The sequence below is a fragment of the Kamptonema sp. PCC 6506 genome (genome assembly GCF_000180455.1).
Classification (GTDB): Bacteria; Cyanobacteriota; Cyanobacteriia; order Cyanobacteriales; family Microcoleaceae; genus Kamptonema; species Kamptonema formosum.
In genome coordinates, this window is record NZ_CACA01000310.1 from 1 (window position 1) to 22809 (window position 22809).

The following is a 22809-nucleotide window of genomic DNA, read 5'->3' on the forward strand; positions in this document are numbered from 1 at the left end:
TCTAAAAGATGTCAAATGGGTTCTATAAATGGGCGATACAGGATTTGAACCTGTGACCCCTTCCGTGTGAAGGAAGTGCGCTACCACTGTGCTAATCGCCCGCGAATAACAAATATAACACAACCAACCAAAATAAATCAACCTCCAAATTAACCTTTCCTCCCTCAATCCCCCTGCGGGTACTCCTCCCACAAACTCGTAGTCTGTCGCAAACTCCGAAAATCCCCATTTCCCAAAATCAAATGATCCAACAGCGGAATCGCCAAAAACTGCGCCCCCGCTAACAATTGCTTAGTTAAAGCAATATCTTCTGGGCTCGGTTCCAGATTCCCCGATGGGTGATTGTGAGAAACGATCGCGCGCGTGGCCCCCTGACGAATCACTTCCCGAAAAATATCTCGTGGATGGGCCAAAGTCTCCGTCGCCGTCCCAATCGTGAGCACCTGCGTCCCTAACAACCGATTTTTCACATCCAGCAACAACACCGCGAAATGTTCCTGCTGCTTCCACATCAAATCCTGACTTAGCGCGTCTGCGGCCGCCTGGGGACTATCAATCATCGCCAAATCAGGCGATCGCGACTGAAAAACCCGCTTTCCCAACTCAACCGCCGCCAAAATCGTTGTCGCCTTCGCCGGCCCAATCCCGTGAATTTGCGTCAACTCCTGAACGCTAATATTTCGCAATATAGACAGCGGATCGCGCTGATGTAGGCTTAATTGATTTAAAATAAATTGTCCCAGACCCACCGCCGAAAGCTTGCCAGGCCCCTGACCCGTACCCAAGAGAATCGCGATTAACTCCGCCGTTGAGAGACTTTTAGCCCCAATTGCCATTAATCGTTCGCGGGGCCGTTCATTCGTTGGTAAATCAGCAATTCTCAGGCTGTATGTCATTTATGCACCTGCGATCGCAACTTAGACAATGAAACCATATTACTTTAAACTCGGCGGTTGAAACCGCATCTACACAAACCAAACCCGCCTACGCGGGTTAAAATTCTACTGAAAATTGGCGGTTAAAACCGCATCTACACAAACCAAACCCACCTACGCGGGTTAAAATTCTACAGTCCGCGAAGGCGCACTTCGTTTGTGTAGCCGCGAATTATATTCGCCAAGGCTTCATTTTATTTGTGTAGCCGCGAATTTATTCGCCCGGACTTATTGCTTATTACTAAAGATTAAGCCCTAAAATAGATATATAGCAACCGCCACAACGGTTAGGACATTTCCGATCGCCCAAACCATTTCTAGTATTGCATTTTCCTCCTACATAAGAGCCTCCTGCCTCCTGCCTTCTGCTATAACTCCCCCAAATTCAACTATGCAAATCCGCTTTAAAATAACTCGCCAAACCCAAAACTCCGCCCCCGAATTTCAGACCTACACCATCGACGCAGAACCAGGAAACACCGTCCTCGACTGCCTCAACCGCATCAAATGGGAACAAGACGGAACCCTAGCCTTCCGTAAAAATTGCCGCAACACAATTTGCGGTAGTTGTTCCATGCGAATTAACGGTCGATCCGCATTAGCCTGCAAAGAAAACATCGGTAGCGAAGTCAAAAGACTCCAAGAAATTGCCAAGGCAAACTCAGCCCAAACCCCCACCGACTCAATCCCCGAAATCACAATTGCCCCAATGGGTAATATGCCAGTGATTAAAGATTTAGTCGTAGATATGACCAGCTTTTGGAATAACCTAGAAGCCGTCGAACCCTACGTCAGTACCGAAGCTAGAAAAATTCCCGAACGTGAATTTCTCCAAACACCTGAAGAACGAGAAAAACTCAATCAAACAGGTAATTGTATACTCTGCGGAGCCTGTTATTCTGAATGTAATGCCCGCGAAGTTAATCCCGAATTTGTCGGCCCTCACGCCCTCGCCAAAGCCTACCGCATGGTAGCAGATAACCGCGACAGCGATACAGAAAACAGACTAGAAAAATACAATCAAGGCACAGTTGGGGTGTGGGGTTGTACCCGCTGTTACTACTGTAATTCTGTTTGCCCAATGGATGTTGCACCAATGGATCAAATTGGTAAAATTAAACAAGACATCCTCGATCGCAAAGACGCACAAGCCAGCCGTTCCATCCGCCACCGCAAAGTCTTAATTGATTTAGTCAAGCAAGGCGGTTGGATTGATGAGCGTAAATTTGGTGTACAAGTAGTAGGTAACTACTTCCGCGATATCAAAGGTTTGCTTAGTCTTGGCCCCTTGGGTTTACGCATGATTGCTAGAGGTAAATTTCCTCTATCGTTTGAACCATCAGAAGGTAGAGAAACAGTGCGATCGCTGATCGAATCTGTGCAAAACTTAGAAGACTAATCTATTGGCAATCATCGCAGTTGTAGCAGTCAATTCCTCACCTAAAATTTTAAACAAAAATGACATCTGAAACCCCAACTTCCCCACCAAAATCAACTCCTGAAACCTCAAATAAACCCGAACCTGCCTTTGGTTGGACTCCCTATGCTGAACAAATTAATGGACGTTTTGCTATGATCGGATTTGTAGCGCTGTTATTGCTAGAATTCTTCACCCGCCAGGATTTCTTTACCTGGTTGGGGATGTAATTTATATCGATGCCTTTGGCATCCGAATTAATGAAGAATTTTTAATTCCCAAGGTGGTCGGTTTCACTTCGTCTTACCCAACCTAATGTTTTTAGCTTCCGATCCCAATTGTCCAAATTATTGAGACAATCTGCATTGTTGAGTTAACTTCAGAAGATCGACCTCTTGCCTCTTCCATCCTGCCTTCTGCCTATACTGTTGTATAACTTTGGAGAATTGGGATCGGAAGCTATCATCAAGGGGAAAGCAATATTTGAATTTTACTTTCCCCTGCCTTTTTTAATTGTTACGGATAGTCAAGGTGTACTTACCACGATCGGTTTTATCTCGACCATTGACAATTACTTTATAGTTGCCAGTGGCGGGTAAAGTAATACTTAGCCTAGAATTGCACAACCCCTTGCTAATAAAATCTTTCTTGGTCGTCTCATCTTGATAGTTGCAACTATCTCCCATATCGTCAGCTTCTTCAATCAATTTGCCAGTGGAATCAAACAGTGCTAAATAGGTATCAAAATCAGGACTTTCTAAAGTAATAGTCACATTTTGACCCTGACGACCGTCAAAGCTATATTGGTCGAACAGACTTCCATCAATTTCCAGTACAGACGAGTTAGTAGGGCTCAGTTCCCCGTCTTTTTCCAAGATCACACTAGATGGCGATTCGGAAGGGCTCGGCGAGGGTGGCAAAGGTCTAGGAGAAGGTGGTAAAGGTCTAGGAGATGGCGATACTGATGGAGAAGGCGACGGTTCAGGACTCTCCTGAGCTAAAACAGAATTAGCCGCAGACAAAAGAACAGACTTCCTCTGAGGAAATTCTGCTGAAACGAAGGAAGAGCTAGTGTTGCCAACAACCTGACTAGACTGGGACACTGGCGCAGCAATGACTGGGTTGCCAGAAAAAGCAGCTAGTAGGCTAACTGGCGCGATCGCCCAAAATCTAACTTGACGCATGAATTACCTCAATTTGGAATAAAGAAAAAGACCTTTCCTTTCTCTGTTTTTAACGGACTGTCAGAGTGTAGCGGCCTCGACCTGTAGAATCATAAGCATTAACAATCACTCGATAAGTACCCGCAACAGGTAAAGTCACAGCGATCGCAGCATCTTGACTTGACTCAGTAATGTCGTCATTTTCCGCAACTAACCTGCTATTCGGGCCAAACAATGCCAAATACGGATCAAACTCAGAACTTTCGAGCGTAATCCTGACAGACTGTCCGGCACGGCCTTCAAAAGTATACTCGCGGTAAAGACTCCCGTCAGACTCAAGTACAGGAGCACCTTCAGCTAAAACCCCATCTTCCTGCAAAATTATACTTCTTGACTCTGGCGGAGCAACCCGAGTCGGCGCACTACCCTTAAGTTGTAAAGTATAAGACCCCGATTGCCGTGCTTCATAAGAATTTGCCAGTATAGTGTAAGTACCATCTGCGGGTAACGTCACCACAATGCGAGCATCTTTATTACCCCCACCATCATCATCTTGAGCGATTTCGCGCTGAAGAGGCCCCAACAAAATCAAATAAGGGTCAATATCTTCGCTCTTCATATCAATCGTCACTTCCTGGCCAGCTTTACCCTCAAAGGAGTAGAGGTCAAAAAAGCTATTGTCCACTGGCAAGATGCTGGACTTGTCTGTAAGCTTGCCATTGACCATTGGCCCGTTTAGCATCAATTTTTGAGGTTGTTGGCTGCCAAAAATCGAACCTCGCCTCTGGGAGACGCGGGAAGCTCGACCTTCTCGCACCGCTGTTAGGAATGGCGGCACTTTGTCTACAGAGATGGCAAAACCAATGCCAATATTACCTCCACCTTGACCGCGAGTAAAAATCGAAGTGTTGACTCCAATTAATTCTCCAGCGCTATTTAGTAAAGGCCCCCCAGAATTACCTGGATTGATGGCAGCATCGGTTTGAATCAAGCCTCGATCTTTGTCCATGCGGCTGACGATCCCGACAGTAAAAGTACCCTGAAATTGACCAAAGGGATTGCCGATCGCATAGGCCCGCTGACCAACTTTTATCGAACCAGCAGCCGCCAGAGGAATTGTCGGTAAATTAGTGCGATCGCGTATTTTCACCACAGCTAGGTCTAAACCGTCTTCCCCAAAGCCAATCACATCGGCTGTAACTTTGCTACCGTCTGCCAGAATTACCGTCACAGTTCCGCCTTCGGAGACAACGTGAGCGTTAGTCAACACCATCCCATCTGGAGTAACGATCGTACCGCTACCGTTAGCTTTGTCCGTATCGATGGTAACGACAGCGGGACTAGCTCGTTCGTAGACGCGGATATTTGTGGTTTCGTCAACATCTTGTTGAGCGATCGCACCCTCTAAATGCCTCAGCTTAACTTGCGTTAAGCCCTGCACCCCCTGAAGTGATGGCGTGGCAGCCACACTTGCTCCCAGTGCCGATCCAACTGTTAAGATTCCCGATAATGCCAAGCCCAAAATTTTGAAATTCATCTTATTTTTTATCCGCTCAATGCCATTCTATGAAACTTACTCAAACCTACCGATCGTAAGCTGATGTTCACTTCCTGCTTCATCCTGGGAAGTCGGCCCCTTCCAGTCCACAGGAATAACTTCAGGCTGAACTAGCCTTACTTTCTCTAATGGGGCTCCGGCCAGATTAATCGCTGGGTTTAAGTCCCGATTTAATATCAGTAGGACTTACACTCATGGGCCCAGAAACCGCACTTCCACCGAAGTCCAAACAGTTTTTTCCGAATATACTTCGTTACCGCCCGCAGATTCAGTAAAAAACCCGGTTTCTGTAGTCAAAGTGCCTAAGTCCCGATCGGGTTGCAACACTCACAATCAAAGACTCGCTTCTTTATTTATAGACCATTCTCAAACTGGTTCCCGAATTCTCAACGCTGGTTCGTTAGCAAGATACTTAAAATTGGCTTCGCGCACTTTAGCATCCTCGTCATTATAGAAAAAGGACAAAAGAGCAAAACGTTGACCCCTAGTTACTGGTGTCGCCTCGTGCAACACCGAGCAAGAAAAGACGATCGCAGTTCCAATCTCCCCTCGATAGCCGTTAGGCCCGTACTCTGGAAACCGTAGATATCCACCCATATATTCTCCTACATTTAGGTTAAGAGTCATCGCAAAGCGTCGGTGCAGTGTAGCTTTACTGGTGTTATCGCGGTGGGACCGGAAGTAGCCGCCACTATCGGCATCGTAACAACCCACAAGATAGCGTTCAAACCTAGTTATTTTAAACTGAAATGCCTTTTCTACCTCCGGGCAGACACGACGAACGATCAAATCACTCAACTTTTGTTGTAATTTAGGCTCCTGAATAAATACGTCTTGTCGCTTCTTGAAGCTATCGTCTAACAAACCTACTGTTTTCCCCTCTATTTGCCTCATAAAACCAGAAGGACTACCGCCTTCGGCTTGATAAAACTCAATCAAACTACGGCAAAAAGCTTTGTCCAAAACATTAGGAATAACTAGGACTGGGGCGTGTCTGCTTGCGGGGCGGGCTTGTTCAACAGGGGGCAAAGCTTTGAAAAAACGCAAGACTTGCTCGGCGTGTTGAGCGGGATCTCCCATAGGAAAAATGTTTAATACCTGAAGATTTTCGTTAAGAACGAAGGTACAGGGAGCATATTGAAGACCTATAGTTTCTCCTTGCTCAACTGTTTGACAAACACCGTACTTATTACTTACGGTTTTATCGAAGTCCCAGAAAAATATGAATGAAGGGGCGATTTCCGCAGGGAAATTTCGATCTTTATCAGCAGGATCGATGCTGACAGCAAAAAATAGGACTTGTAATTGCTCAAATTCTGCTCGGAGATTTTGGAAGGATTTAAGCATAATTTGGATTGGCTCAAAGGCAGTGCTGCCACAGAAAAACAGCACGATCCGCCGACCTCCAACAGTAGAGAAATGAAACAAGGGGTTGACTGTAGAAGGAAGAGAGAACCAAGGAGCAGGATCGCCAATTTCAAGTAATCGCATAGTCAGTTGTATATTAATCTTTCATTGATAATTGTTGTTTTTTGTTTATTTCTTGTTCCCAGTTTTTGTATTTTAGTTAATAAGACTTACGCATTACTTACGTAACGCCGCCATCTTGGCGGTGACTTGACCGCCAAGATGGCGGCGTTACGGGTTTTTTGCGTAAGTACTGGTTAAGAGGGAAGCCTTCCCGTTTTTATCCGAATACGGAAGAAACCTCTGCCCTTAATCTAAAAGGTGAGGGGGAAATTTTTATCTTTCTCCCCCTCACTCCTAATAAATTGATTCTTTTTCCCCCTTGACAAATTACCAATTCCCAATTCTCAATTACCAGTTTCTCCTTTGCTGATTATTCAAAATTGGTCGAATTGCCTGTGTTATCGTCGGGGTAATCTACTGGTCGATACTCAACATAGTCTGCTGGTGTTGGGTCTTCGCTACCTCTACTCCGGCGAGACCTCGATTCTTCAGGAGGACGGCTTCTTTTTGGTCTTGTAGTTTCGGGGTTACGGCTCTCTGACCCAGAGGGACGGCTATTGCGCGTGCGAGTAGGCTTGTCTTCGCGATCGCTTCCTTCCCAGTCGTCGGGTTTCTCTGTTGGGGAGGTTCCGGGACGCACGGGCCGCTTGCGGGATTTTTCTCCTAAGTCTGGTCTGGGTGTACTGCTACGACTTGATGGGCGGCGGCGCGGTTCTTCATCATAGCTGTCCCGCGTGGAACGTGGATCTTGACTTGCTCTAATTCGGGGACGGGGAGGATAATCTTCTTCTGGTTCAAGTCGTTCTAGCTCAGCGTCATAACTATCATAAGCGTAGGCATTGCTGACCGGTCGCTCTTCATCTACTATCTGGTTGCGGCTTTTTGCGCCAGCCGTTGCAGCGCCGCGCAAATTAACGCTTTCTACTGCAAAGAAGATGGCGGTACCAGAAAGAAGGAACTGACCGAAAGCCAGAATGGGGTCTAGTCGCCATCCTTGAAATAGCAGGATACCGCCGCACAGCAAGCCTACAGCGGCAAAGAAAATATCGTGATCTCGCGCTAGTTTGGGTTTCCAAGATCGCAGAAAGTACAGGCCTGCGCCGGCCACTGCTAGGACGATTCCCAGCAGACTGCTCCAGTTCAATCCAAAATTAACCATTAGCCTTTCTCCTATGTCAGTCCTAATGTTAACGATTTAGACATAAAATCTCTACTGAGATTAAGCCGATCGGACTTACACTCATGGGCCCAGAAACCGGGTTTTTTACGAAAATACTTCGGTAGAGCATCGCAGATTTGGTAAAAAAGTAGGCGATCGAGGTCTATGAGTGTAAGTCCTAGCTTATAAGTACCAGGAAAAAGGAAGAGCATTAACTGTTGACCATTGACCGTTCGCTGTTTTTCTGTCAACCGGTAACAGTTAACCGTTAACAGTTAACAGTTAACCCATTCTTAACCTGATTAGGTGCGTTTGATCTTATCTTTCTGGCTGATAAAGATCAGTGCGACTGTTGCGGGAATTAATACAAGCCCAGCACCCCAAAGCAGACTGTAGAAAAAGTTAGCTAGTGAAGGAGTCATAGATCCAAAGCCCTCTATTACAAGAATTTGATTTTTATTAATTTTATACATCCCTGGTCTTCTTGAGAAGCAGCTATTTGTGTGGGTTGCTGCGATCGCGAAGCCGACTTTCTTCATCGCGCCCCATTCTGGCTCGGAATTAGTCGGCAAAAGGGTTAAAATTATGAGAAAGTTACTTTACAATACTTAAGATATTAATGGCTGACATGAGTTCTATTACGATTGCGAGTTGGATACTGGGCTTTGTGCTGGTGGTAATGACCTTGCTCTTTATTTTCCGCATTGTCCTGACTTGGTATCCGCAGGTGAACTTGAATAGACTACCCTTTAGCTTAATTGCTTGGCCGACAGAGCCCTTGTTAATCCCGATGAGGAAGATCGTGCCTCCAATTGGGGGGGTGGACATCACGCCGATTATTTGGGTAGGTATTGTTAGTCTCCTGCGGGAGATGCTATTGGGTCAACAAGGATTGCTGACGATGATGTAATTAGTCAACGGTTAACTGTTAACGGTTAACTGTTAACTGTTAACTATTAACGTTTGTTTTGACGCATCCACTCCTCAACGAAATTTGTGTAGACTTCGCCGGCAAGGAAGGCTGGGGTTTCTAGGATTTTTTGATGGAAGCCGATGGTTGTGGGTACGCCGGTGATGGCGCATTCTCGGAGGGCGCGTTTCATTCTGCGGATGGCTGTGGGGCGATCGCGTCCCCAGACGATCAATTTGCCAATCAAAGAATCATAATAAGGCGGGATCTCGTAATCTGTGTAGACGTGAGAATCCATTCGCACGCCGGGGCCCCCAGGAGGCAAATAGCCGCTGATCCTGCCGGGATGGGGGCGGAAGTTATGGTCGGGGTCTTCGGCATTAATGCGACATTCTATGGCGTGACCGTTCATTACAACTTGATGTTGATTCAGTTGCAATTTTTCACCTTGGGCGATGCGAATTTGTTCGGCGATTAGGTCAAGGCCGGTAATCATTTCGGTAACGGGATGTTCTACTTGGATGCGGGTGTTCATTTCCATGAAGTAGAATTTGCCGGATTTGTCAAGTAGAAATTCGACAGTACCCGCGCCAGTGTAGTTGATGGATTTGGCAGCTTTAACAGCGGCGTGACCCATTTTTTCTCGCAATTTGGGAGTAAGGGCGGGGCTGGGGGCTTCTTCAAGGAGTTTTTGATGTCGCCGTTGGATGGAACAGTCTCTCTCGCCGAGATGGATAACGTTACCGTGAGAGTCAGCTAGGATTTGAATTTCGATATGGCGAGGGCATTCGATGAATTTTTCTAGGTAAATGCCTGGGTTGCCAAAGGCGGCATCAGCTTCACCTTGGGCGGCGGCTAGAAGTTTGGGCAGTTCGCATTCTTCTCGAACTAGCCTCATGCCGCGCCCACCGCCGCCGGCTGTGGCTTTGATCATTACGGGATAGCCAATTTCACGGGCGATCGCGATCGCTTCAGTTTCGTCTTTTAATAATCCGCCGCTACCCGGTACTGTGGGTACGCCGACGCGCTGCATGGTTTCTTTGGCTGTGGATTTGTCCCCCATCGATCGCATGGCTTCTGGGGAAGGGCCTACGAAGGTAATCTGGTGATCTGCACAAATTTCGGCAAATTTGGCATTTTCCGCTAGGAAACCGTAGCCGGGGTGAATGGCTGTGGCGTGGCGGGTGAGGGCAGCGGCGATGATGTTAGGGATGTTTAGATAGCTTTTGCTACTGGTGGGTTCACCGATGCAAACGGCTTCATCCGCTAATTGGACGTGGAGGGCGTGGCGATCTATGGTGGAGTGTACCGCGACGGTTGGAATCCCCATCTCTTCGCAGGTGCGGATGATACGGAGGGCGATTTCTCCGCGATTGGCAATTAAGAGTTTGGAAAACCCCATCTTTGGTACTTGTGACTCTGCGATCTGTAGAATAAGCCTTTTCGGTATATTCTGGTAATGAATATTACCCAAAATCTAGTTTAAAGAAATTTGTTGCACAATTATCGGGTTTTGGTGTTAAGATTGTAAATCGGCAGTAGTAGAGTGAAAAAGTAGAGGTTGCAAGTGGTGGGTCTGAAGAAAAATCTTCAACTCAAAACCGCGCAGTGTTGCGAGGTACGAAGCAATCTCCAAACTTAAAACTCAAAACTCAAAGAGCGGATGTGGCGGAATTGGTATACGCGCACGTTTGAGGGGCGTGTGGCTTGTCCTTGCGAGTTCGAGTCTCGCCATCCGCATATTTAGGGGCTAGGGGCTAGGGGCTAGGGGCTAGGGGAAGAAGGGAATAGAATCAAGGGGTTTAGGAATTCAGAGTGTCTTAAACTCCTTGGGGGTTGTTATACAACTTAAGTAATTAGTAATTTCCTAATTGCTAAGGACGAACAGTTGAAAACTAAGACCTGCCGGACGAGGCTGGGGCGATCGCGTTTCCCAGTCTCGTTTTTTTTGGGAGGGTAAGGCGATCGCGCGGTTGAGAATTCTGATATGTTGATAAAGTGAGCAGCTAGTCGGGATTGCATCTAAGAAATTAAGATTTGAATTAGAAAAGCTGCTGGAAATACCCATAATTTTGAAGTGATGGGGATTTGTCAATCCGTGGAGAGTTATGACAGGGATGCAATCTCAAGAGAATTTAAACAGCGCCAGTGTTGAGGAAATGGTAAAGCGCATCTTTATCAATCGCAAGATTACTCGTGCCGATCAGCGAAGGTTTATGGCGGCGATGATGTCTAAAGAGGCTTTGACTATGGAGGAACATGAACAAATTGACCGAGTTTTTGATGGTTTGCGCCGAGGGGTGTTGAGAGTGGTGGATTAAGAAGGGGCTAGGGGCTAGGGGCTAGGGGCTAGGGGAAGAAGAAGGGGAAGAAGGGGAAGAGGGTAAGAGAGTCAATAGTTTGGGCCATGAGGTAGTGTCTTAACCGTTGTGGCGGTTGCTAGATCGCAATTTTATTGATAAAAGTTAACTTTTATCTGTACAGCTCTTCCCCAAAATACGGTTAATTAGGGCAGTTGTAGAACTAGGAATCTCGACTTCGATCAAACAAATCTCACAGCCGATAGCTTGTGCGACTGGGGCTTCCGGCAAAGTTTCAATTAGGTAGTCACCGCCTTTAACATAAATATTTGGCTTCAGCCTCTCTATCAATTTATTAGCCGTAGGATCGGCAAAAATTACCACTGCTGCTACTGGTTTTAATGCCGCCAATACTTCTGCCCGCTGCCTTTCCGGTACAATGGGGCGGGAAGGAGAACCAAGCTGTTGCGGTTTGATAGCTTGGACGCTAGCATCGCTATTTAAACCTACTACGAGCGATCGCCCCAAAGCTTTCGCCGCCTGCAAATATCGGACATGACCCGCGTGGATAATATCAAAGCAGCCATTAGTAAACACCAAAGGTCGCCACAGCAGGGGGTCAGCAGCGATCGCATCCTCAAGTTCCGTCAAAGTATAAACACCTGAAATCATGCAATTCTAGACATTAGATTTCCAATTGGCAGTGCCAAAACTAAATTTAGGGCAATTGATTTTAAATTTTAGATTATTCCTTCCCATAAATTTAAACTTCGGGCATCCAACGAGATCGAATCAGCGATCGCAACTTTTGATAACGGCCAACCCCCAGACTTCCCACCTCGATTCTCTTGTCCAGCTCACTCTCCTAATCAATTACTATAAGACAGGGGATACTTTAGCCCCTCCTTCTTTAAACCGTCGGTGCAGGGTCAACGATCGCGCGTGGGAGTATCTCATTTTTGATAAAGACCAAAGACCTAACCCCCAGCCCCCTTCCTTAAAAGGGAAGGGGGAGAAACAAACAAACAAAGAAATTTCCCCTCCCCTGGTAGAGGAGGGATAGGTTAGATTGCGTAAGTCCGATGTATCCCAAAGGGGATGTAAGCCCGTAGCAAACATAATCTATTTTGGTGGAAAATAACCTAACTCATTAAGCAGAATCTAAATGAAAGCAACTAATAGCCGTCAAATTTCCTCTATGGCCGCTCGGACTTTAAAAGTAGTCGGTATTATATTGATTTTGTCCGCCGTATTCGACTGCTTAATCCTGTCGATTCCCAACGAATCCTCTGATTTTCTCACTAGAGGCTGGCAAATTGCCTTAACAACTCAAGTAGTTGACCGAGGAATTCTGCCCATGACAGGTATTGCCCTTCTATTTACAGGTTTTTGGGTTGACAGCAGTTCGGGAATTGTCCATGAACCCCGCAACATTGGCCTCGACCTCAGATTTTGGGCAATCTTGTTTTCCAGCTTAGTCGGGCTATTCTACCTGCTGGTAGTTCCCGTCCACCTCAACAATACTCGCCTAGAAGTCACAGAAAGTCTTGCTCAGATCGATCGCGAAGCCACCGCCGCCGAAAATCAACTTAATGCCCAGCTTAGCAGCGATCAATTCAAAACTCAGATCGAACAACTCAAAAGCCAACGCCGCAGCCAAATCACCAGCGTACTTGGCGACGAACAAAAATTGCAGGAGGTACTCCAGAACCCACAAACCCCACCAGAGTTAAAAAAATTACTTCAAGAGGCTAAAAGTAACCCCAAAGCCCTGGAAACATTTCTCGACCAGCAAGCCCAATCTCTGCCAACCCAGGCGATTAAAGAGATTACCACCCGCAAACAGCAAAAAGAAAAAGAGATCAGAACGCGATCGCGTAACTCCAGCCTACAAACTGGTATTAACAGTTTACTCTTAGCGATCGGCTACATTACTATTGGCTGGACTGGATTAAGAAGTATGGGGATTTTGCGAGCCGGTCGTCGCAAAGCTTAAAGTAACCCGGATGGCAGCACGAAAATTAGGGCATCCTGAAAACTCGTCACCAGCCTAGCATTGCCCTCACTGAAAGCTTGGAATGTTCTCAATTTATATTCTGACTTACAACGAAGAAATTGACATCGCCGCTTGCATTGAATCGGCGATTCTGTCGGATGACATCATTGTAATTGACTCTTTCAGCACCGATCGCACCATTGAAATAGTCCGCCGCTATCCCGTGCAAATCGTGCAACACGCCTTTGAAACTCACGGGAAGCAGCGGACTTGGATGCTAGAAGAAGTACCCACTAAATACGAATGGGTTTACATTCTCGAAGCAGATGAACGGATGACCTCAGAACTTTTTAATGAATGTTCTGAAGCTATAAAAAATCAGAACTACATCGGTTATTATGTCGCAGAGCGGGTAATATTTATGGAGCGGTGGATTCGCCGCAGCACGCAATATCCTCGCCATCAAATGCGCCTATTTCGCAAAGATAAAGTCCGGTTTGGGGATTACGGTCACGCCGAACGAGAAATTTGCGACGGCCCTACTAGCTTTTTAAAAGAAACCTATCCGCACTATACCTGTAGCAAAGGTATTTCCCGCTGGATTGAGAAACACAATCGCTATTCTACTGACGAAGCCGCAGAAATTTTACGCCAATTAGAAGCGGGTAAAGTCAATTGGTGGGATTTGTTTTTTGGGGCCACTGAAGTAAACAGGCGTAGAGCTTTAAAGGACATCTCTTTGCGTTTGCCTTTAAGACCGTTAGTGCGCTTTTTCTATATGTATTTTTTGCTGGGTGGGTTTCTGGATGGTCAACCGGGATTTGCTTGGTGTACGCTACAAGCTTTCTATGAATATCTAATATCAATTAAAGTTTGGGAAATGAGAAATATGCCTTTGCCAAAGTTAGATGCTAGTGGTAAACAGCTTTCTGGCGAAGAAACTAAGTTAGAATTGCAGAGGAAAGAACCGCAATCAAATCCATCGGTTTTTTAATCCATCGGCAAATGTTTTCTTTAGTACCTAGCCTCCATTTTATTAGGCGATCGCTCTTTTTTCCTTAGCGCGATCGCATCATTTTTTGTGTTGCGCCGCAAAGCCAGCGACCAAACGGAACTATCAACAAGAACATTCATAAAGAAACCGGGTTTTTTGACGAAAATACTTCGTTGTTACCCACATATTGCAGGAGGCAGGAGGCAGGAGGAAAATTCAATAGTAGACATGGTTTGGGCGATCGATAATGTCCTAATCGTTGTGGCGGTTGCTATACGATCTCAAAAACCCGGTTTCTGGGTAAAGTTGAGCCAAATTGTCATCAACCATGTGAGAATAAATTTTAACACTTAGCACAAATTTAATATATTGTTAGTATAAAATTGGTTAACTTTTGTACCCCAGACCAACCAGAACCAGAAGGGGCAAGCCAAGTCAGTTAAAATTGCTTGAAGTAATAACTATCCAGGGTAACTAAAGTTTATGCACCTGAGCGAACTGACTCATCCGAATCAACTGCACGGTCTATCCATTAACCAATTGCAGCAGATTGCGCGGCAAATTCGAGAAAAACATTTAGAAACAGTAGCGACTAGCGGCGGCCACCTCGGTCCCGGATTAGGAGTCGTCGAACTAACGATCGCACTTTACCAGACTCTAGACCTCGATCGCGATAAAGTCCTCTGGGATGTCGGCCACCAAGCCTACCCTCACAAATTGCTAACCGGTCGCTACGATCGCTTTCATACTCTACGCCAAAAAGACGGCGTTGCCGGCTACCTCAAACGCTGCGAAAGTAAATTCGACCATTTCGGTGCCGGTCACGCTTCCACCAGCATCTCCGCCGGTTTAGGTATGGCCCTCGCGCGGGACATGAAAGGCGAAAACTTTAAAGTTGTAGCCGTAATTGGTGACGGCGCATTAACTGGTGGTATGGCCCTAGAAGCCATCAACCACGCCGGCCACTTGCCGAAAACTAACTTATTAGTCGTTCTCAACGACAACGAAATGTCAATTTCGCCCAATGTCGGCGCAATCCCCCGGTATCTCAACAAAATGCGCCTCAGCGCACCAGTTCAGTTTCTCAAGGATAATCTAGAGGAACAATTCAAGCACATTCCCTTCGTTGGCGAGACTTTCACCCCAGAAATGGAACGGCTAAAAGAAGGGATGAAACGGTTAGCAGTACCGAAAGTTGGCGCTGTCATTGAAGAATTGGGCTTTACTTATATGGGGCCAGTGGACGGCCACAATTTGGAAGAATTGATTGCGACTTTCAAACAAGCACATACAATACAAGGGCCCGTATTGGTTCATGTCGTGACAGTGAAGGGCAAAGGATATGCGATCGCAGAAAAAGACCAAGTAGGCTATCATGCCCAAAACCCCTTTAACTTAGCCACTGGCAAAGCCATACCCTCCAACAGACCCAAGCCTCCCGCCTACTCAAAAGTCTTTGCCCACGCCCTGATCAAACTAGCAGAAGATAACCCCAAAATTGTTGCTATTACTGCGGCAATGGCAACGGGAACTGGCCTGGATAAATTTCAGGAAAAACTGCCTAAACAATACATCGACGTTGGCATCGCCGAACAACACGCCGTTACTTGTGCCGCTGGATTAGCCTGCGAAGGAATTAGACCCGTTGTCGCCATTTATTCTACCTTTTTGCAAAGAGCCTATGACCAAATAGTTCACGATGTTTGCATCCAAAAGTTACCAGTTTTCTTCTGTTTAGACCGGGCAGGAATCGTCGGTGCCGACGGCCCAACTCATCAGGGAATGTACGATATTTCTTACTTGCGGTGTTTGCCAAATATGGTATTAATGGCACCAAAAGACGAAGCCGAATTGCAGCGGATGATTGTTACTGGTATTAATCATACTTCCGGCCCGATTGCGATGCGTTATCCTCGTGGCAATGGTTACGGCGTTCCCCTGATGGAAGAAGGATGGGAAGAATTGCCCATTGGTAAAGGTGAAATTCTGCGCCAAGGCGACGACGTACTCATGCTTGGTTATGGATCGATGGTACAACCAGCAATGCAGGCGGCTGAGATTTTGAGCGAACATGGTATTGAAGCAACAGTCGTAAATGCGCGTTTTGCTAAGCCTTTGGATGAGGAATTAATATTACCTCTAGCTCACAAGATTGGGCGGGTTATAACTTTGGAAGAAGGCTGTGTAATGGGCGGCTTTGGTTCAGCAGTAGCGGAATCTTTATTAGATCGAGATATTGCAGCCAAGGTGATCCGAATTGGTGTACCTGATGTGTTAGTAGATCACGCTACTCCCGAACAATCTTTTACAGAATTGGGTCTGAATCCAGCTCAAATTGCAGAGCGCGTGCGGGCAAGTTTCAGCTCGAAGTTATCAACAGTTAGCGTCTAGTTAGCTATAATTGTAACGCCGCCCTCTGGGCGGTGATTTAAATGCCCAGAGGGCGGCGTTACGACAATTTGAATAAGAGAGAAAATTAACCATGACTGAAACAAAAACAACTCGGACTGTAAGGCGCGGCAGATTATTTCCTGAAATCCAGTGGTCAGAAGAAAAGAAAGCTGAGTGGCGAGCTCAAAGAAAAGAAATTCGCCAGCGTTGCAAAGTAGTTTTCGATCGCCTTCAACCTGAGTTGATTAAAACACACTATAACTGGTATATGGCAGTTGAACCCGATAGTGGCGATTATTTCATTGCAGACGATGAAGAAGTCGTGACAAAGATGGCGCATGAGAAACATTCCCATGCTAAAATTCACGTTTTTCGGATTAATGAGACAGGAGTTTGTGGAACGATATGATAGAGGGCTGGTTTGGTGATGAGGATGAGCTATTTTTTGAAATAGATTTAATTGCTGTTGATGGTCTAGCACTACCCGTTGATGTATGGCTGGATACGGGATTTTCGGGCTGGTTAGCTATTAACAACCAGGATTTGCAGGGGCTTAATTGGTCTTATTTGCGTCAGGACACTATGCGAACAGCACAGGGAGAGTTTGATTTCGATATTTATGTAGGAAAGGTACGAATAGATGGACAAGAGTTTGATATTCCCGTTCATGTTGGTGATGGAGTTCCGGAAATTTTACTTGGTAGGCAATGGCTGAAAACTCGGCGGTTAGTAGTCGATATTCCTTCAGGTGTGTTAACCTTGGGAGCAAGTTGAAATGCGATCGCGAAATTTAGTTCAGAAAGATATGTTAAATTACAAAGTATAGTACCACCTGAGATCGAGGAGAATCAACTATGACTGAGACGAAAACAAATCGTACTGTCCGGCGAGGCCGATTATTTCCTGAAATCCAGTGGTCACAAGAAAAGAAAGCCGAGTGGCGAGCTGAAACAGAAGACATTTACCAGCGTTGCAAAGTAGTTTTCGATCGCCTTCAACCTGAGTTGATTAAAACACACTATAACTGGTATATGGCTGTTGAGCCTGATAGTGGCGATTATTTCATTGCGAAGGAAGAAGAAGTAGTGACAAAGATCGCGAAAGAGAAACATCCCAACACTAAACTGCACGTTTTTCGGATTAACAAGACAGGAGCTTACGGCACAATATGATAGAGGGAAAGTTTGGTGATGAGGATGAACTTTTTTTTGAAATTGAGTTAATAGCTGCTAATAGCTTAGAGTTACCAGTTGATGCCATGCTAGATACAGGTTTTTCAGGCTGGTTAGCGATAGAAAATCAGGATTTAGAAGGCCTTGATTGGATTTACGTTAAGCAGCAAATGATGCGGACAGCTAAGGGAGAATTCAATTTCAAGCTTTATGCAGGAAAGGTACGAATAGATGGACAAGAGTTTGATATTCCCGTTCATGTTGGTGATGGAGTTCCGGAAATTTTACTTGGTAGGTAATGGCTGAAAACTCGGCGTTTGATAGTTGATATGGCATTAGGTATATTAACATTGGGAGCAAGTTGAAGTGGGAGCGAACTAAAGTTTTTTTCAACTATATAAGTGTAGGACTTACGCACAGAATAACTAAAAAATCACCCTTTAAGATTGCTTGAATGCGTAGGATAAGCAGTCAAAAGCATCGAAATGATATCCAACGCCAATGACAGAAAATAGTAGTGAGTGCGTAAGTCCTAAATAGCTTGCAGACAGACTCTAGATAATGGCAAAATTTGTGGCATTAATTAAACTTGCCGAAATTCCGTTCACAGAGGCAAGCAGTTCATTGGTACTCGCCAACCGAATTAAGGCAGCATTATTGCCCTGAGTAATACTCAGATCGAAGAAACTTAAACCATTACTTAATCCGATCAAATCTTGACCTGTTTGAAAGTCCAAAATAGTATCGCTTCCTTCTCCAATCACTAAAGCGAAAATATCATTTCCGCTACCTCCCAACAGAGAATCATTGCCCTCATCGCCTTTCAACAAGTCATTATTAGCACCACCAATCAGATAATCATCATCTTTACCGCCGTAAAGAGTATCATTACCAACATAGCCGTTGAGTGTATCTTGGCCTTCATTGCCATAAAGGAAGTCATCGCCCAAACCGCCGCACATTTGGTCTTGCCCGCCCGCAGTACCGACGGCAAGGGGACTGCCTGTATCCCCGTAGATGGTATCATTGCCATCACCACCGCAAAGAGTGTCATTTCCTTCATCGCCGAAAAGTAAATCGTCTCCTAAATCCCCTACGGCGATGTCATTGCCTTTGCCGCTCTGTACTGTATCATTTCCATCACCGCCTGAAAGAGTATCTTCACCTTCTTCCCCGTTGAGGTAGTCATTGCCAGTACCGCCAAAAAGTAAATCTTGTCCTGTTGAATCGAGGTTAGAGGGGTCAAGAGTGCCGCCATAAAGGGTGTCATTACCTTCATTGCCAAGTAAGGTATCGTTACCTTTGTCGCCAAAAATCAGGTCGTCATCTTTGCCACCGATCGCGATATCGTTATCTTTACCTGCGAAGATGGCATCGTTGCCTGCATTACCGTTGAGGTAGTCATTGCCTTCATTTCCCAGCAATAAATCGGGGTCTACGTCGGGGCCAATGGGGATAATGTTAGGAAATCCGCCATAAATATTGTCGTTTCCTGCTTGACCAAGGAGGCGATCGCTACCATCTAATCCATTAATGCTGTTATTGGCATTATCGCCGATGATGTCGTCGTTGCGATCGCTGCCATTGAGTATATTCTCGACTGCATTTGGGCCGGGAATATCACTTAAGCTAGGGAAGGTTATCTGTTTGCAAATGCAATCAGGGTCTTGAGGTTCTGGAGTTGGAGTTGGAGTATTTGTCGGAGTTGGGGTTGGAGTATTTGTCGGAGTTGGGGTTGGAGTATTTGTCGGAGTTGGTGTAGGAGTTCCTGTCGGAGTTGGTGTAGGAGTTCCTGTTGGAGTTGGTGTGGGAGTTCCTGTTGGAGTTGGTGTGGGAGTTCCTGTTGGAGTTGGTGTGGGAGTTCCTGTTGGAGTTGGGGTTGGAGTTCCTGTTGGAGTTGGAGTTCCTGTTGGGGTTGGAGTTCCTGTTGGGGTTGGAGTTGGCGTTGGTGTTGGAGTTGGTGTGGGAGTTCCTGTTGGAGTCGGGGTTGGAGTTGGCGTTGGTGTCTGCAAGTCGTCATTTGCGATCGCGCCAATGCCAGTCGCTTTTGCTATAGTCGCATTAGTAGGAGTGCTGAGATTAACATTAAATGTTTCGTCAGCTTCAAAATTAGTATCGCCATTGACAGCAATAGTAATGGTTTTTGTGGTTTCTCCTGCGGCAAAAGTGACGCTTCCTGTGGCCGCTGTATAATCGCTGTCACCAATAGTAGCAGTGCCGTCAGACGTAGCGTAATTAACGCTGACTGCTTGGGAACTAGCATTATTTAAGCTAACAGTAAATACAGCATTCGTAGCGCCGCTGTTGCCTTCTGTAACCGTGATATCGTTAATGCTGATACTAGGTTCGGTAGATTGAGTATCATCATTAGTAATAGTGCCAATGCCAATCGCTTTGCTAATAGTCGCATTGGTAGGAGTGCTGAGATTGACATTAAATGTTTCGTCAGGTTCAAACTTAGTATCGCCGTTGACAGCAATATTAATGGTTTTTGTGGTTTCTCCTGCGGCAAAAGTTACGCTTCCTGTGGCTGCTGTATAATCGCTGTCAGTAGTGGTAGCAGTAGCGTCTGATGTGGCGTAATTAACAGTAACAGGTAAATTAGAAACGGCTGAAAGAGTAGCAGTAAAAGCAGCATTAACAGTACCAGAATTTCCCTCAGTGACAACTACATCATTGATAGAAATGCTAGGACTATCATCATTGGTAATAGTCGCGGTGGCAGTGCTTGTGGTGACTGTAGAACTTTCCGGCGCTGCTGTCAAATTCGGATTAGACAAAGTGGCAATAATTGTCTCATCAGCTTCACCTAATGTTTCTCCCAAAACATCAACAGTAATGGTTTTGCTTGTCTCGCCAGCGGCAAAGGCGATCGTTCCTGTTGCCGTATTAGCGCCATTTCCATTGATATTGATATTGTTGTAGTCTGCGCCGTTAGTAGCCGTGCCTGCGATCGCATAATCTACTGTACTCGCTACCCCAACACCGCCGCTGCGGGTGACAGTGTAGGTCACAGTTTGACTGCCAGAGTTGCCTTCAGTTAGAACACCTGTAGCGGGATTTGTCAGCGCGATCGCATAGGAAATTGCATCGTTGTCTGTAATTGTCACCGTAGCATTACTATTAGTAGTATCTATGGTGTAATTGCCAGTACCTAAATTCAGTCGCAGCGTCTCTCCAATCTCAGGAATAGTATCATCAACCGGGGTGAGAGTAACATCAACAAAAGCTTGTCCGTTGGGAATAGTGACAGGAAAGGTACTGCTAAGATTGTAGTCAGCAGCAACAGCGGTGCTACTGCCATCAATGGCGAGATTAACTGTTAAATTACCTAACGTGCTACCAGTGCGACTAATGCGAAAAGTACCTGTACTTCCACCTTCAATAGCTGTACTCGTTGGGGCCGTAATGCTGACGGTTTGCTGTAGTTCAAAAGCACCAATGTCAGCAGCGCTGCCAGAAGGTCTTGTTAAGTTACGCTGATCGGTAGTAGGTGCGATCGCGTTACCCGCATCGATCGCGGGACTGCCTGCATTCAGTGCGTGCGTTTGTGTAAGGCCGCCGTTACTTGCCAGCGCTGCCAGATTTGGATTGATGGGAGTGCCAGCAGTACCTACTTGGTCGTTATTCGTGCCATTCGTGAAGTTACTACCAGTACCGTCTCCAATTAAATTATTGCCCTCACTGGTAAAAAATGTGCCGTCTACATCGGGGTTTAACGGAGCCGTATTCCCAGCAATAATCGTGTTACGGACATTTGCCGTAGCAGTGTTGAAGATTCCCCCGCCTTGGTTAGTTGCACTATTGAGAGTAAGAGTGCTGCTTCTTAGATCCAGCGTGCCACCATTTCTGATCGCACCGAACTGGGCTGCCGTGTTCGCAGAAAACGTGCTGTTGGTAATGGTTGCCGGGCCGCTGTTGACAATACCGCCGCCGTTTTGTGCGGCTTGATTGCCATTGAACGTGCTGTTAGTGACACTCAATGGCTGAGTGGCATCGTTTCTGATCGCACCGCCATCAGCCGCCGAAATGTTGTTAGTAAAAGTGCTGTCGGTAATGCTTAATAGTTCGCCGCCGCCTCTGTGGAAAATCGCGCCACCACCGTCGGTGTTTTGGGAAGCGTTGCCCCTAAACGTGCTGCCAGTAATGTTTACTGCACCGCTATCGATCAAGATAGCACCACCGCCTTGGCTAGCTGCCGTAGCTGTATTTTCGATGAAACTGCTGTTAACAATGGTTAAAATACCGCCACCGTTTCTGATCGCGCCGCCGCCCGAACCATTAGCGGTATTGGCCTCAAAGGTGGAACTCGTTATTGTCACCGTGCCGCCATTGTTGAAGAGAGCACCTCCTGTCCCAGCGGTATTACTGGAGAAGTTAACGTTGGTGAGGTTCAGGGTGACACCGAAGCCGTTATTAATGCCGCCAGTTCCATTAGCAAACGTGAGGTTAGAAATACTAACAGGGCCGTTAGCAGTGCTAAGTATCTGTACTGCGCTATTACCAACTGTCAAGTTACCTACCCCAGGGCCGTTCAGAGTAACGCTTTCATTAATGGTTGGTAGCGTTGCAGCGAGGGTAATTATGCCAGTAATGCCAGTCAGGTCAATAGTGTCGTTAGTATTGTTAAAAACAATAGCGGCCAGATCGGCATTTACGGGTGTATTGGTATTGAGAGAAGTAATTGCTTCGCGCAGAGTGATCGTACCGTCAACAGCAATAGTATCTGCTGTGCTATTTACATTAATAGTTGTCAGTACAGAGGTGTAAGCTGCGATCGCATCTTGGCTGAATGCCAAAGGTGTCTCAATCGAACCAATTGTTACTTCTAAATCCCAATCACCACCTAATGCAGCACTCCCTGTAAGACTTTTGGAGGCGGCGATATCTGCACCCGTAAGTTGATTGAGGCGAGAGATAAAATTTTTCCCTTCTATTTGGGCCGCTACGTTGCAACCATAAAGAAGGATGTCAGCGTTGGTAGTTAAAGCATTTTTCCACTGTTGAAACTGACTAGCGTATACGTCTAAATTGTGAGAATTTAGCTGAATTGCCCCCAGTTGCAAACTTCCAGGGCCGCCGTGAGAAACGATGTGAATGGCAGAAATATTAGTGCAGCTAGCAAGTAACTGTGTAATTTGCTCGACTCCATCTTCCGTCGCGTCCAGTATAAATACTTCTTTTCCTGGTTCCGCACTCTGTGCAAGACTTTGGTAATCTTCAACGGTAGAGTCAATAAAAACTATTTGTGTATTGTTCATGATGAGTTTTCCTGATAGATGCAAATGGGATCGATTATGACTTTTCCCAGTAAATACAAATACAGCCAGATGAAGAGGACTTA

21 protein-coding genes and 2 tRNA genes are annotated in these 22809 nt (G+C 46.0%); 12 read left to right on the forward strand and 11 right to left on the reverse strand.

Annotated elements, in window-relative coordinates; all coding sequences use genetic code 11:
• Positions 1–29 precede the first annotated feature (29 nt).
• Both OSCI_RS18820 and radC read right to left on the reverse strand, forming a co-directional pair.
• Positions 30–101, reverse strand: a tRNA-Val gene (locus OSCI_RS18820).
• A gap of 63 nt (positions 102–164) precedes the next feature.
• Positions 165–896, reverse strand: coding sequence for a RadC family protein (gene radC, locus OSCI_RS18825; RefSeq protein ID WP_007356678.1), 732 nt, complete (start codon positions 894–896; stop codon positions 165–167).
• 430 nt (positions 897–1326) lie between these two features.
• Between radC and OSCI_RS18830 the strand changes: the two genes are divergently transcribed.
• Positions 1327–2334, forward strand: coding sequence for a succinate dehydrogenase/fumarate reductase iron-sulfur subunit (locus OSCI_RS18830; protein WP_007356679.1), 1008 nt, complete (start codon positions 1327–1329; stop codon positions 2332–2334).
• Positions 2335–2393: 59 nt separating this feature from the next.
• Positions 2394–2582 carry a chlorophyll a/b-binding protein gene (locus tag OSCI_RS18835; RefSeq protein WP_007356681.1) on the forward strand — a complete coding sequence of 63 codons (189 nt, stop codon included), beginning with the start codon at positions 2394–2396 and terminating at the stop codon, positions 2580–2582.
• Between the two features lie 279 nt (positions 2583–2861).
• Here OSCI_RS18835 and OSCI_RS18840 read toward each other — a convergent pair whose 3' ends face one another.
• The 5 genes from OSCI_RS18840 to psbX all read right to left on the reverse strand — a co-directional run bounded on the left by OSCI_RS18840 (position 2862) and on the right by psbX (position 8124).
• Entirely contained in the window at positions 2862–3536 is a 675-nt protein-coding gene (locus tag OSCI_RS18840; RefSeq protein ID WP_007356682.1) for a PPC domain-containing protein, read from the reverse strand.
• 49 nt (positions 3537–3585) lie between these two features.
• The gene (locus OSCI_RS18845) at positions 3586–5052 is read right to left on the reverse strand and encodes a trypsin-like peptidase domain-containing protein (RefSeq protein WP_007356683.1); all 1467 of its coding nucleotides are present in this window, start codon (positions 5050–5052) and stop codon (positions 3586–3588) included.
• 387 nt (positions 5053–5439) lie between these two features.
• Positions 5440–6564 carry a redoxin domain-containing protein gene (locus OSCI_RS18850; RefSeq protein ID WP_007356684.1) on the reverse strand — a complete coding sequence of 375 codons (1125 nt, stop codon included), beginning with the start codon at positions 6562–6564 and terminating at the stop codon, positions 5440–5442.
• A 349-nt stretch (positions 6565–6913) separates the two neighbouring features.
• Positions 6914–7702, reverse strand: coding sequence for a Ycf66 family protein (locus OSCI_RS18855; RefSeq protein ID WP_007356686.1), 789 nt, complete (start codon positions 7700–7702; stop codon positions 6914–6916).
• Between the two features lie 302 nt (positions 7703–8004).
• Positions 8005–8124 carry a photosystem II reaction center X protein gene (psbX, locus tag OSCI_RS18860; RefSeq protein WP_026103631.1) on the reverse strand — a complete coding sequence of 40 codons (120 nt, stop codon included), beginning with the start codon at positions 8122–8124 and terminating at the stop codon, positions 8005–8007.
• 206 nt (positions 8125–8330) lie between these two features.
• On the opposite strand from psbX, the gene OSCI_RS18865 reads away from it, so the two are divergent.
• Positions 8331–8612 (forward strand): YggT family protein, encoded by a 282-nt coding sequence (locus tag OSCI_RS18865; protein ID WP_026103630.1) that lies wholly within the window; start codon positions 8331–8333, stop codon positions 8610–8612.
• A gap of 46 nt (positions 8613–8658) precedes the next feature.
• Here the strand turns inward: OSCI_RS18865 and accC are convergent, their stop codons facing one another.
• Positions 8659–10014, reverse strand: coding sequence for an acetyl-CoA carboxylase biotin carboxylase subunit (gene accC / locus OSCI_RS18870; protein ID WP_007356689.1), 1356 nt, complete (start codon positions 10012–10014; stop codon positions 8659–8661).
• 257 nt (positions 10015–10271) lie between these two features.
• Here accC and OSCI_RS18875 point away from each other — a divergent pair.
• A tRNA-Leu gene (locus OSCI_RS18875) sits at positions 10272–10352 on the forward strand.
• A 127-nt stretch (positions 10353–10479) separates the two neighbouring features.
• Here the strand turns inward: OSCI_RS18875 and OSCI_RS30175 are convergent.
• Positions 10480–10680, reverse strand: a complete 201-nt coding sequence (locus tag OSCI_RS30175; protein WP_148288822.1) for a hypothetical protein — start codon at positions 10678–10680, stop codon at positions 10480–10482.
• A 49-nt stretch (positions 10681–10729) separates the two neighbouring features.
• Between OSCI_RS30175 and OSCI_RS18880 the strand changes: the two genes are divergently transcribed.
• Positions 10730–10933 (forward strand): hypothetical protein, encoded by a 204-nt coding sequence (locus OSCI_RS18880; protein ID WP_026103629.1) that lies wholly within the window; start codon positions 10730–10732, stop codon positions 10931–10933.
• 144 nt (positions 10934–11077) lie between these two features.
• Here OSCI_RS18880 and OSCI_RS18885 read toward each other — a convergent pair whose 3' ends face one another.
• A complete protein-coding gene (locus OSCI_RS18885) occupies positions 11078–11584 on the reverse strand; it encodes an adenylyltransferase/cytidyltransferase family protein (protein ID WP_007356692.1) in 507 nt (168 codons plus the stop codon).
• Positions 11585–12077: 493 nt separating this feature from the next.
• On the opposite strand from OSCI_RS18885, the gene OSCI_RS18895 reads away from it, so the two are divergent.
• The 7 genes from OSCI_RS18895 to OSCI_RS18925 all read left to right on the forward strand — a co-directional run bounded on the left by OSCI_RS18895 (position 12078) and on the right by OSCI_RS18925 (position 17764).
• On the forward strand, positions 12078–12908 hold the full coding sequence (locus OSCI_RS18895) for an HpsJ family protein (protein WP_007356693.1): 831 nt from the start codon (positions 12078–12080) through the stop codon (positions 12906–12908).
• An 82-nt stretch (positions 12909–12990) separates the two neighbouring features.
• Positions 12991–13902: a glycosyltransferase family 2 protein gene (locus OSCI_RS18900; RefSeq protein WP_007356694.1), complete on the forward strand. Its 912-nt coding sequence runs from the start codon at positions 12991–12993 to the stop codon at positions 13900–13902.
• A gap of 483 nt (positions 13903–14385) precedes the next feature.
• Positions 14386–16293: a 1-deoxy-D-xylulose-5-phosphate synthase gene (gene dxs / locus OSCI_RS18905; RefSeq protein WP_007356696.1), complete on the forward strand. Its 1908-nt coding sequence runs from the start codon at positions 14386–14388 to the stop codon at positions 16291–16293.
• A gap of 91 nt (positions 16294–16384) precedes the next feature.
• The gene (locus OSCI_RS18910) at positions 16385–16702 is read left to right on the forward strand and encodes a hypothetical protein (protein WP_007356697.1); all 318 of its coding nucleotides are present in this window, start codon (positions 16385–16387) and stop codon (positions 16700–16702) included.
• Positions 16699–17067, forward strand: a complete 369-nt coding sequence (locus OSCI_RS18915) for a hypothetical protein (protein ID WP_007356698.1) — start codon at positions 16699–16701, stop codon at positions 17065–17067. Before OSCI_RS18910 ends, OSCI_RS18915 begins: the two co-directional genes overlap by 4 nt.
• An 80-nt stretch (positions 17068–17147) precedes the next feature.
• Positions 17148–17465: a hypothetical protein gene (locus OSCI_RS18920; RefSeq protein ID WP_007356699.1), complete on the forward strand. Its 318-nt coding sequence runs from the start codon at positions 17148–17150 to the stop codon at positions 17463–17465.
• The gene (locus tag OSCI_RS18925; RefSeq protein ID WP_007356700.1) at positions 17462–17764 is read left to right on the forward strand and encodes a hypothetical protein; all 303 of its coding nucleotides are present in this window, start codon (positions 17462–17464) and stop codon (positions 17762–17764) included. Before OSCI_RS18920 ends, OSCI_RS18925 begins: the two co-directional genes overlap by 4 nt.
• Before the next feature lie 255 nt (positions 17765–18019).
• On the opposite strand, the gene OSCI_RS18930 is transcribed toward OSCI_RS18925, so the two are convergent.
• The gene (locus OSCI_RS18930) at positions 18020–22726 is read right to left on the reverse strand and encodes a DUF4347 domain-containing protein (RefSeq protein WP_007356701.1); all 4707 of its coding nucleotides are present in this window, start codon (positions 22724–22726) and stop codon (positions 18020–18022) included.
• Positions 22727–22809: the final 83 nt, after the last annotated feature.

Excerpts from the sequence above, each read along its gene's own strand:
- radC (WP_007356678.1), bottom strand. The coding sequence starts at position 896 with ATGACATACAGCCTGAGAATTGCTGATTTACCAACGAATGAACGGCCC.
- OSCI_RS18830 (WP_007356679.1), top strand. The coding sequence starts at position 1,327 with ATGCAAATCCGCTTTAAAATAACTCGCCAAACCCAAAACTCCGCCCCC.
- OSCI_RS18835 (WP_007356681.1), top strand. The coding sequence starts at position 2,394 with ATGACATCTGAAACCCCAACTTCCCCACCAAAATCAACTCCTGAAACC.
- OSCI_RS18840 (WP_007356682.1), bottom strand. The coding sequence starts at position 3,536 with ATGCGTCAAGTTAGATTTTGGGCGATCGCGCCAGTTAGCCTACTAGCT.
- OSCI_RS18845 (WP_007356683.1), bottom strand. The coding sequence starts at position 5,052 with ATGAATTTCAAAATTTTGGGCTTGGCATTATCGGGAATCTTAACAGTT.
- OSCI_RS18850 (WP_007356684.1), bottom strand. The coding sequence starts at position 6,564 with ATGCGATTACTTGAAATTGGCGATCCTGCTCCTTGGTTCTCTCTTCCT.
- OSCI_RS18855 (WP_007356686.1), bottom strand. The coding sequence starts at position 7,702 with ATGGTTAATTTTGGATTGAACTGGAGCAGTCTGCTGGGAATCGTCCTA.
- psbX (WP_026103631.1), bottom strand. The coding sequence starts at position 8,124 with ATGACTCCTTCACTAGCTAACTTTTTCTACAGTCTGCTTTGGGGTGCT.
- OSCI_RS18865 (WP_026103630.1), top strand. The coding sequence starts at position 8,331 with ATGAGTTCTATTACGATTGCGAGTTGGATACTGGGCTTTGTGCTGGTG.
- accC (WP_007356689.1), bottom strand. The coding sequence starts at position 10,014 with ATGGGGTTTTCCAAACTCTTAATTGCCAATCGCGGAGAAATCGCCCTC.
- OSCI_RS30175 (WP_148288822.1), bottom strand. The coding sequence starts at position 10,680 with ATGGGTATTTCCAGCAGCTTTTCTAATTCAAATCTTAATTTCTTAGAT.
- OSCI_RS18880 (WP_026103629.1), top strand. The coding sequence starts at position 10,730 with ATGCAATCTCAAGAGAATTTAAACAGCGCCAGTGTTGAGGAAATGGTA.
- OSCI_RS18885 (WP_007356692.1), bottom strand. The coding sequence starts at position 11,584 with ATGATTTCAGGTGTTTATACTTTGACGGAACTTGAGGATGCGATCGCT.
- OSCI_RS18895 (WP_007356693.1), top strand. The coding sequence starts at position 12,078 with ATGAAAGCAACTAATAGCCGTCAAATTTCCTCTATGGCCGCTCGGACT.
- OSCI_RS18900 (WP_007356694.1), top strand. The coding sequence starts at position 12,991 with ATGTTCTCAATTTATATTCTGACTTACAACGAAGAAATTGACATCGCC.
- dxs (WP_007356696.1), top strand. The coding sequence starts at position 14,386 with ATGCACCTGAGCGAACTGACTCATCCGAATCAACTGCACGGTCTATCC.
- OSCI_RS18910 (WP_007356697.1), top strand. The coding sequence starts at position 16,385 with ATGACTGAAACAAAAACAACTCGGACTGTAAGGCGCGGCAGATTATTT.
- OSCI_RS18915 (WP_007356698.1), top strand. The coding sequence starts at position 16,699 with ATGATAGAGGGCTGGTTTGGTGATGAGGATGAGCTATTTTTTGAAATA.
- OSCI_RS18920 (WP_007356699.1), top strand. The coding sequence starts at position 17,148 with ATGACTGAGACGAAAACAAATCGTACTGTCCGGCGAGGCCGATTATTT.
- OSCI_RS18925 (WP_007356700.1), top strand. The coding sequence starts at position 17,462 with ATGATAGAGGGAAAGTTTGGTGATGAGGATGAACTTTTTTTTGAAATT.
- OSCI_RS18930 (WP_007356701.1), bottom strand. The coding sequence starts at position 22,726 with ATGAACAATACACAAATAGTTTTTATTGACTCTACCGTTGAAGATTAC.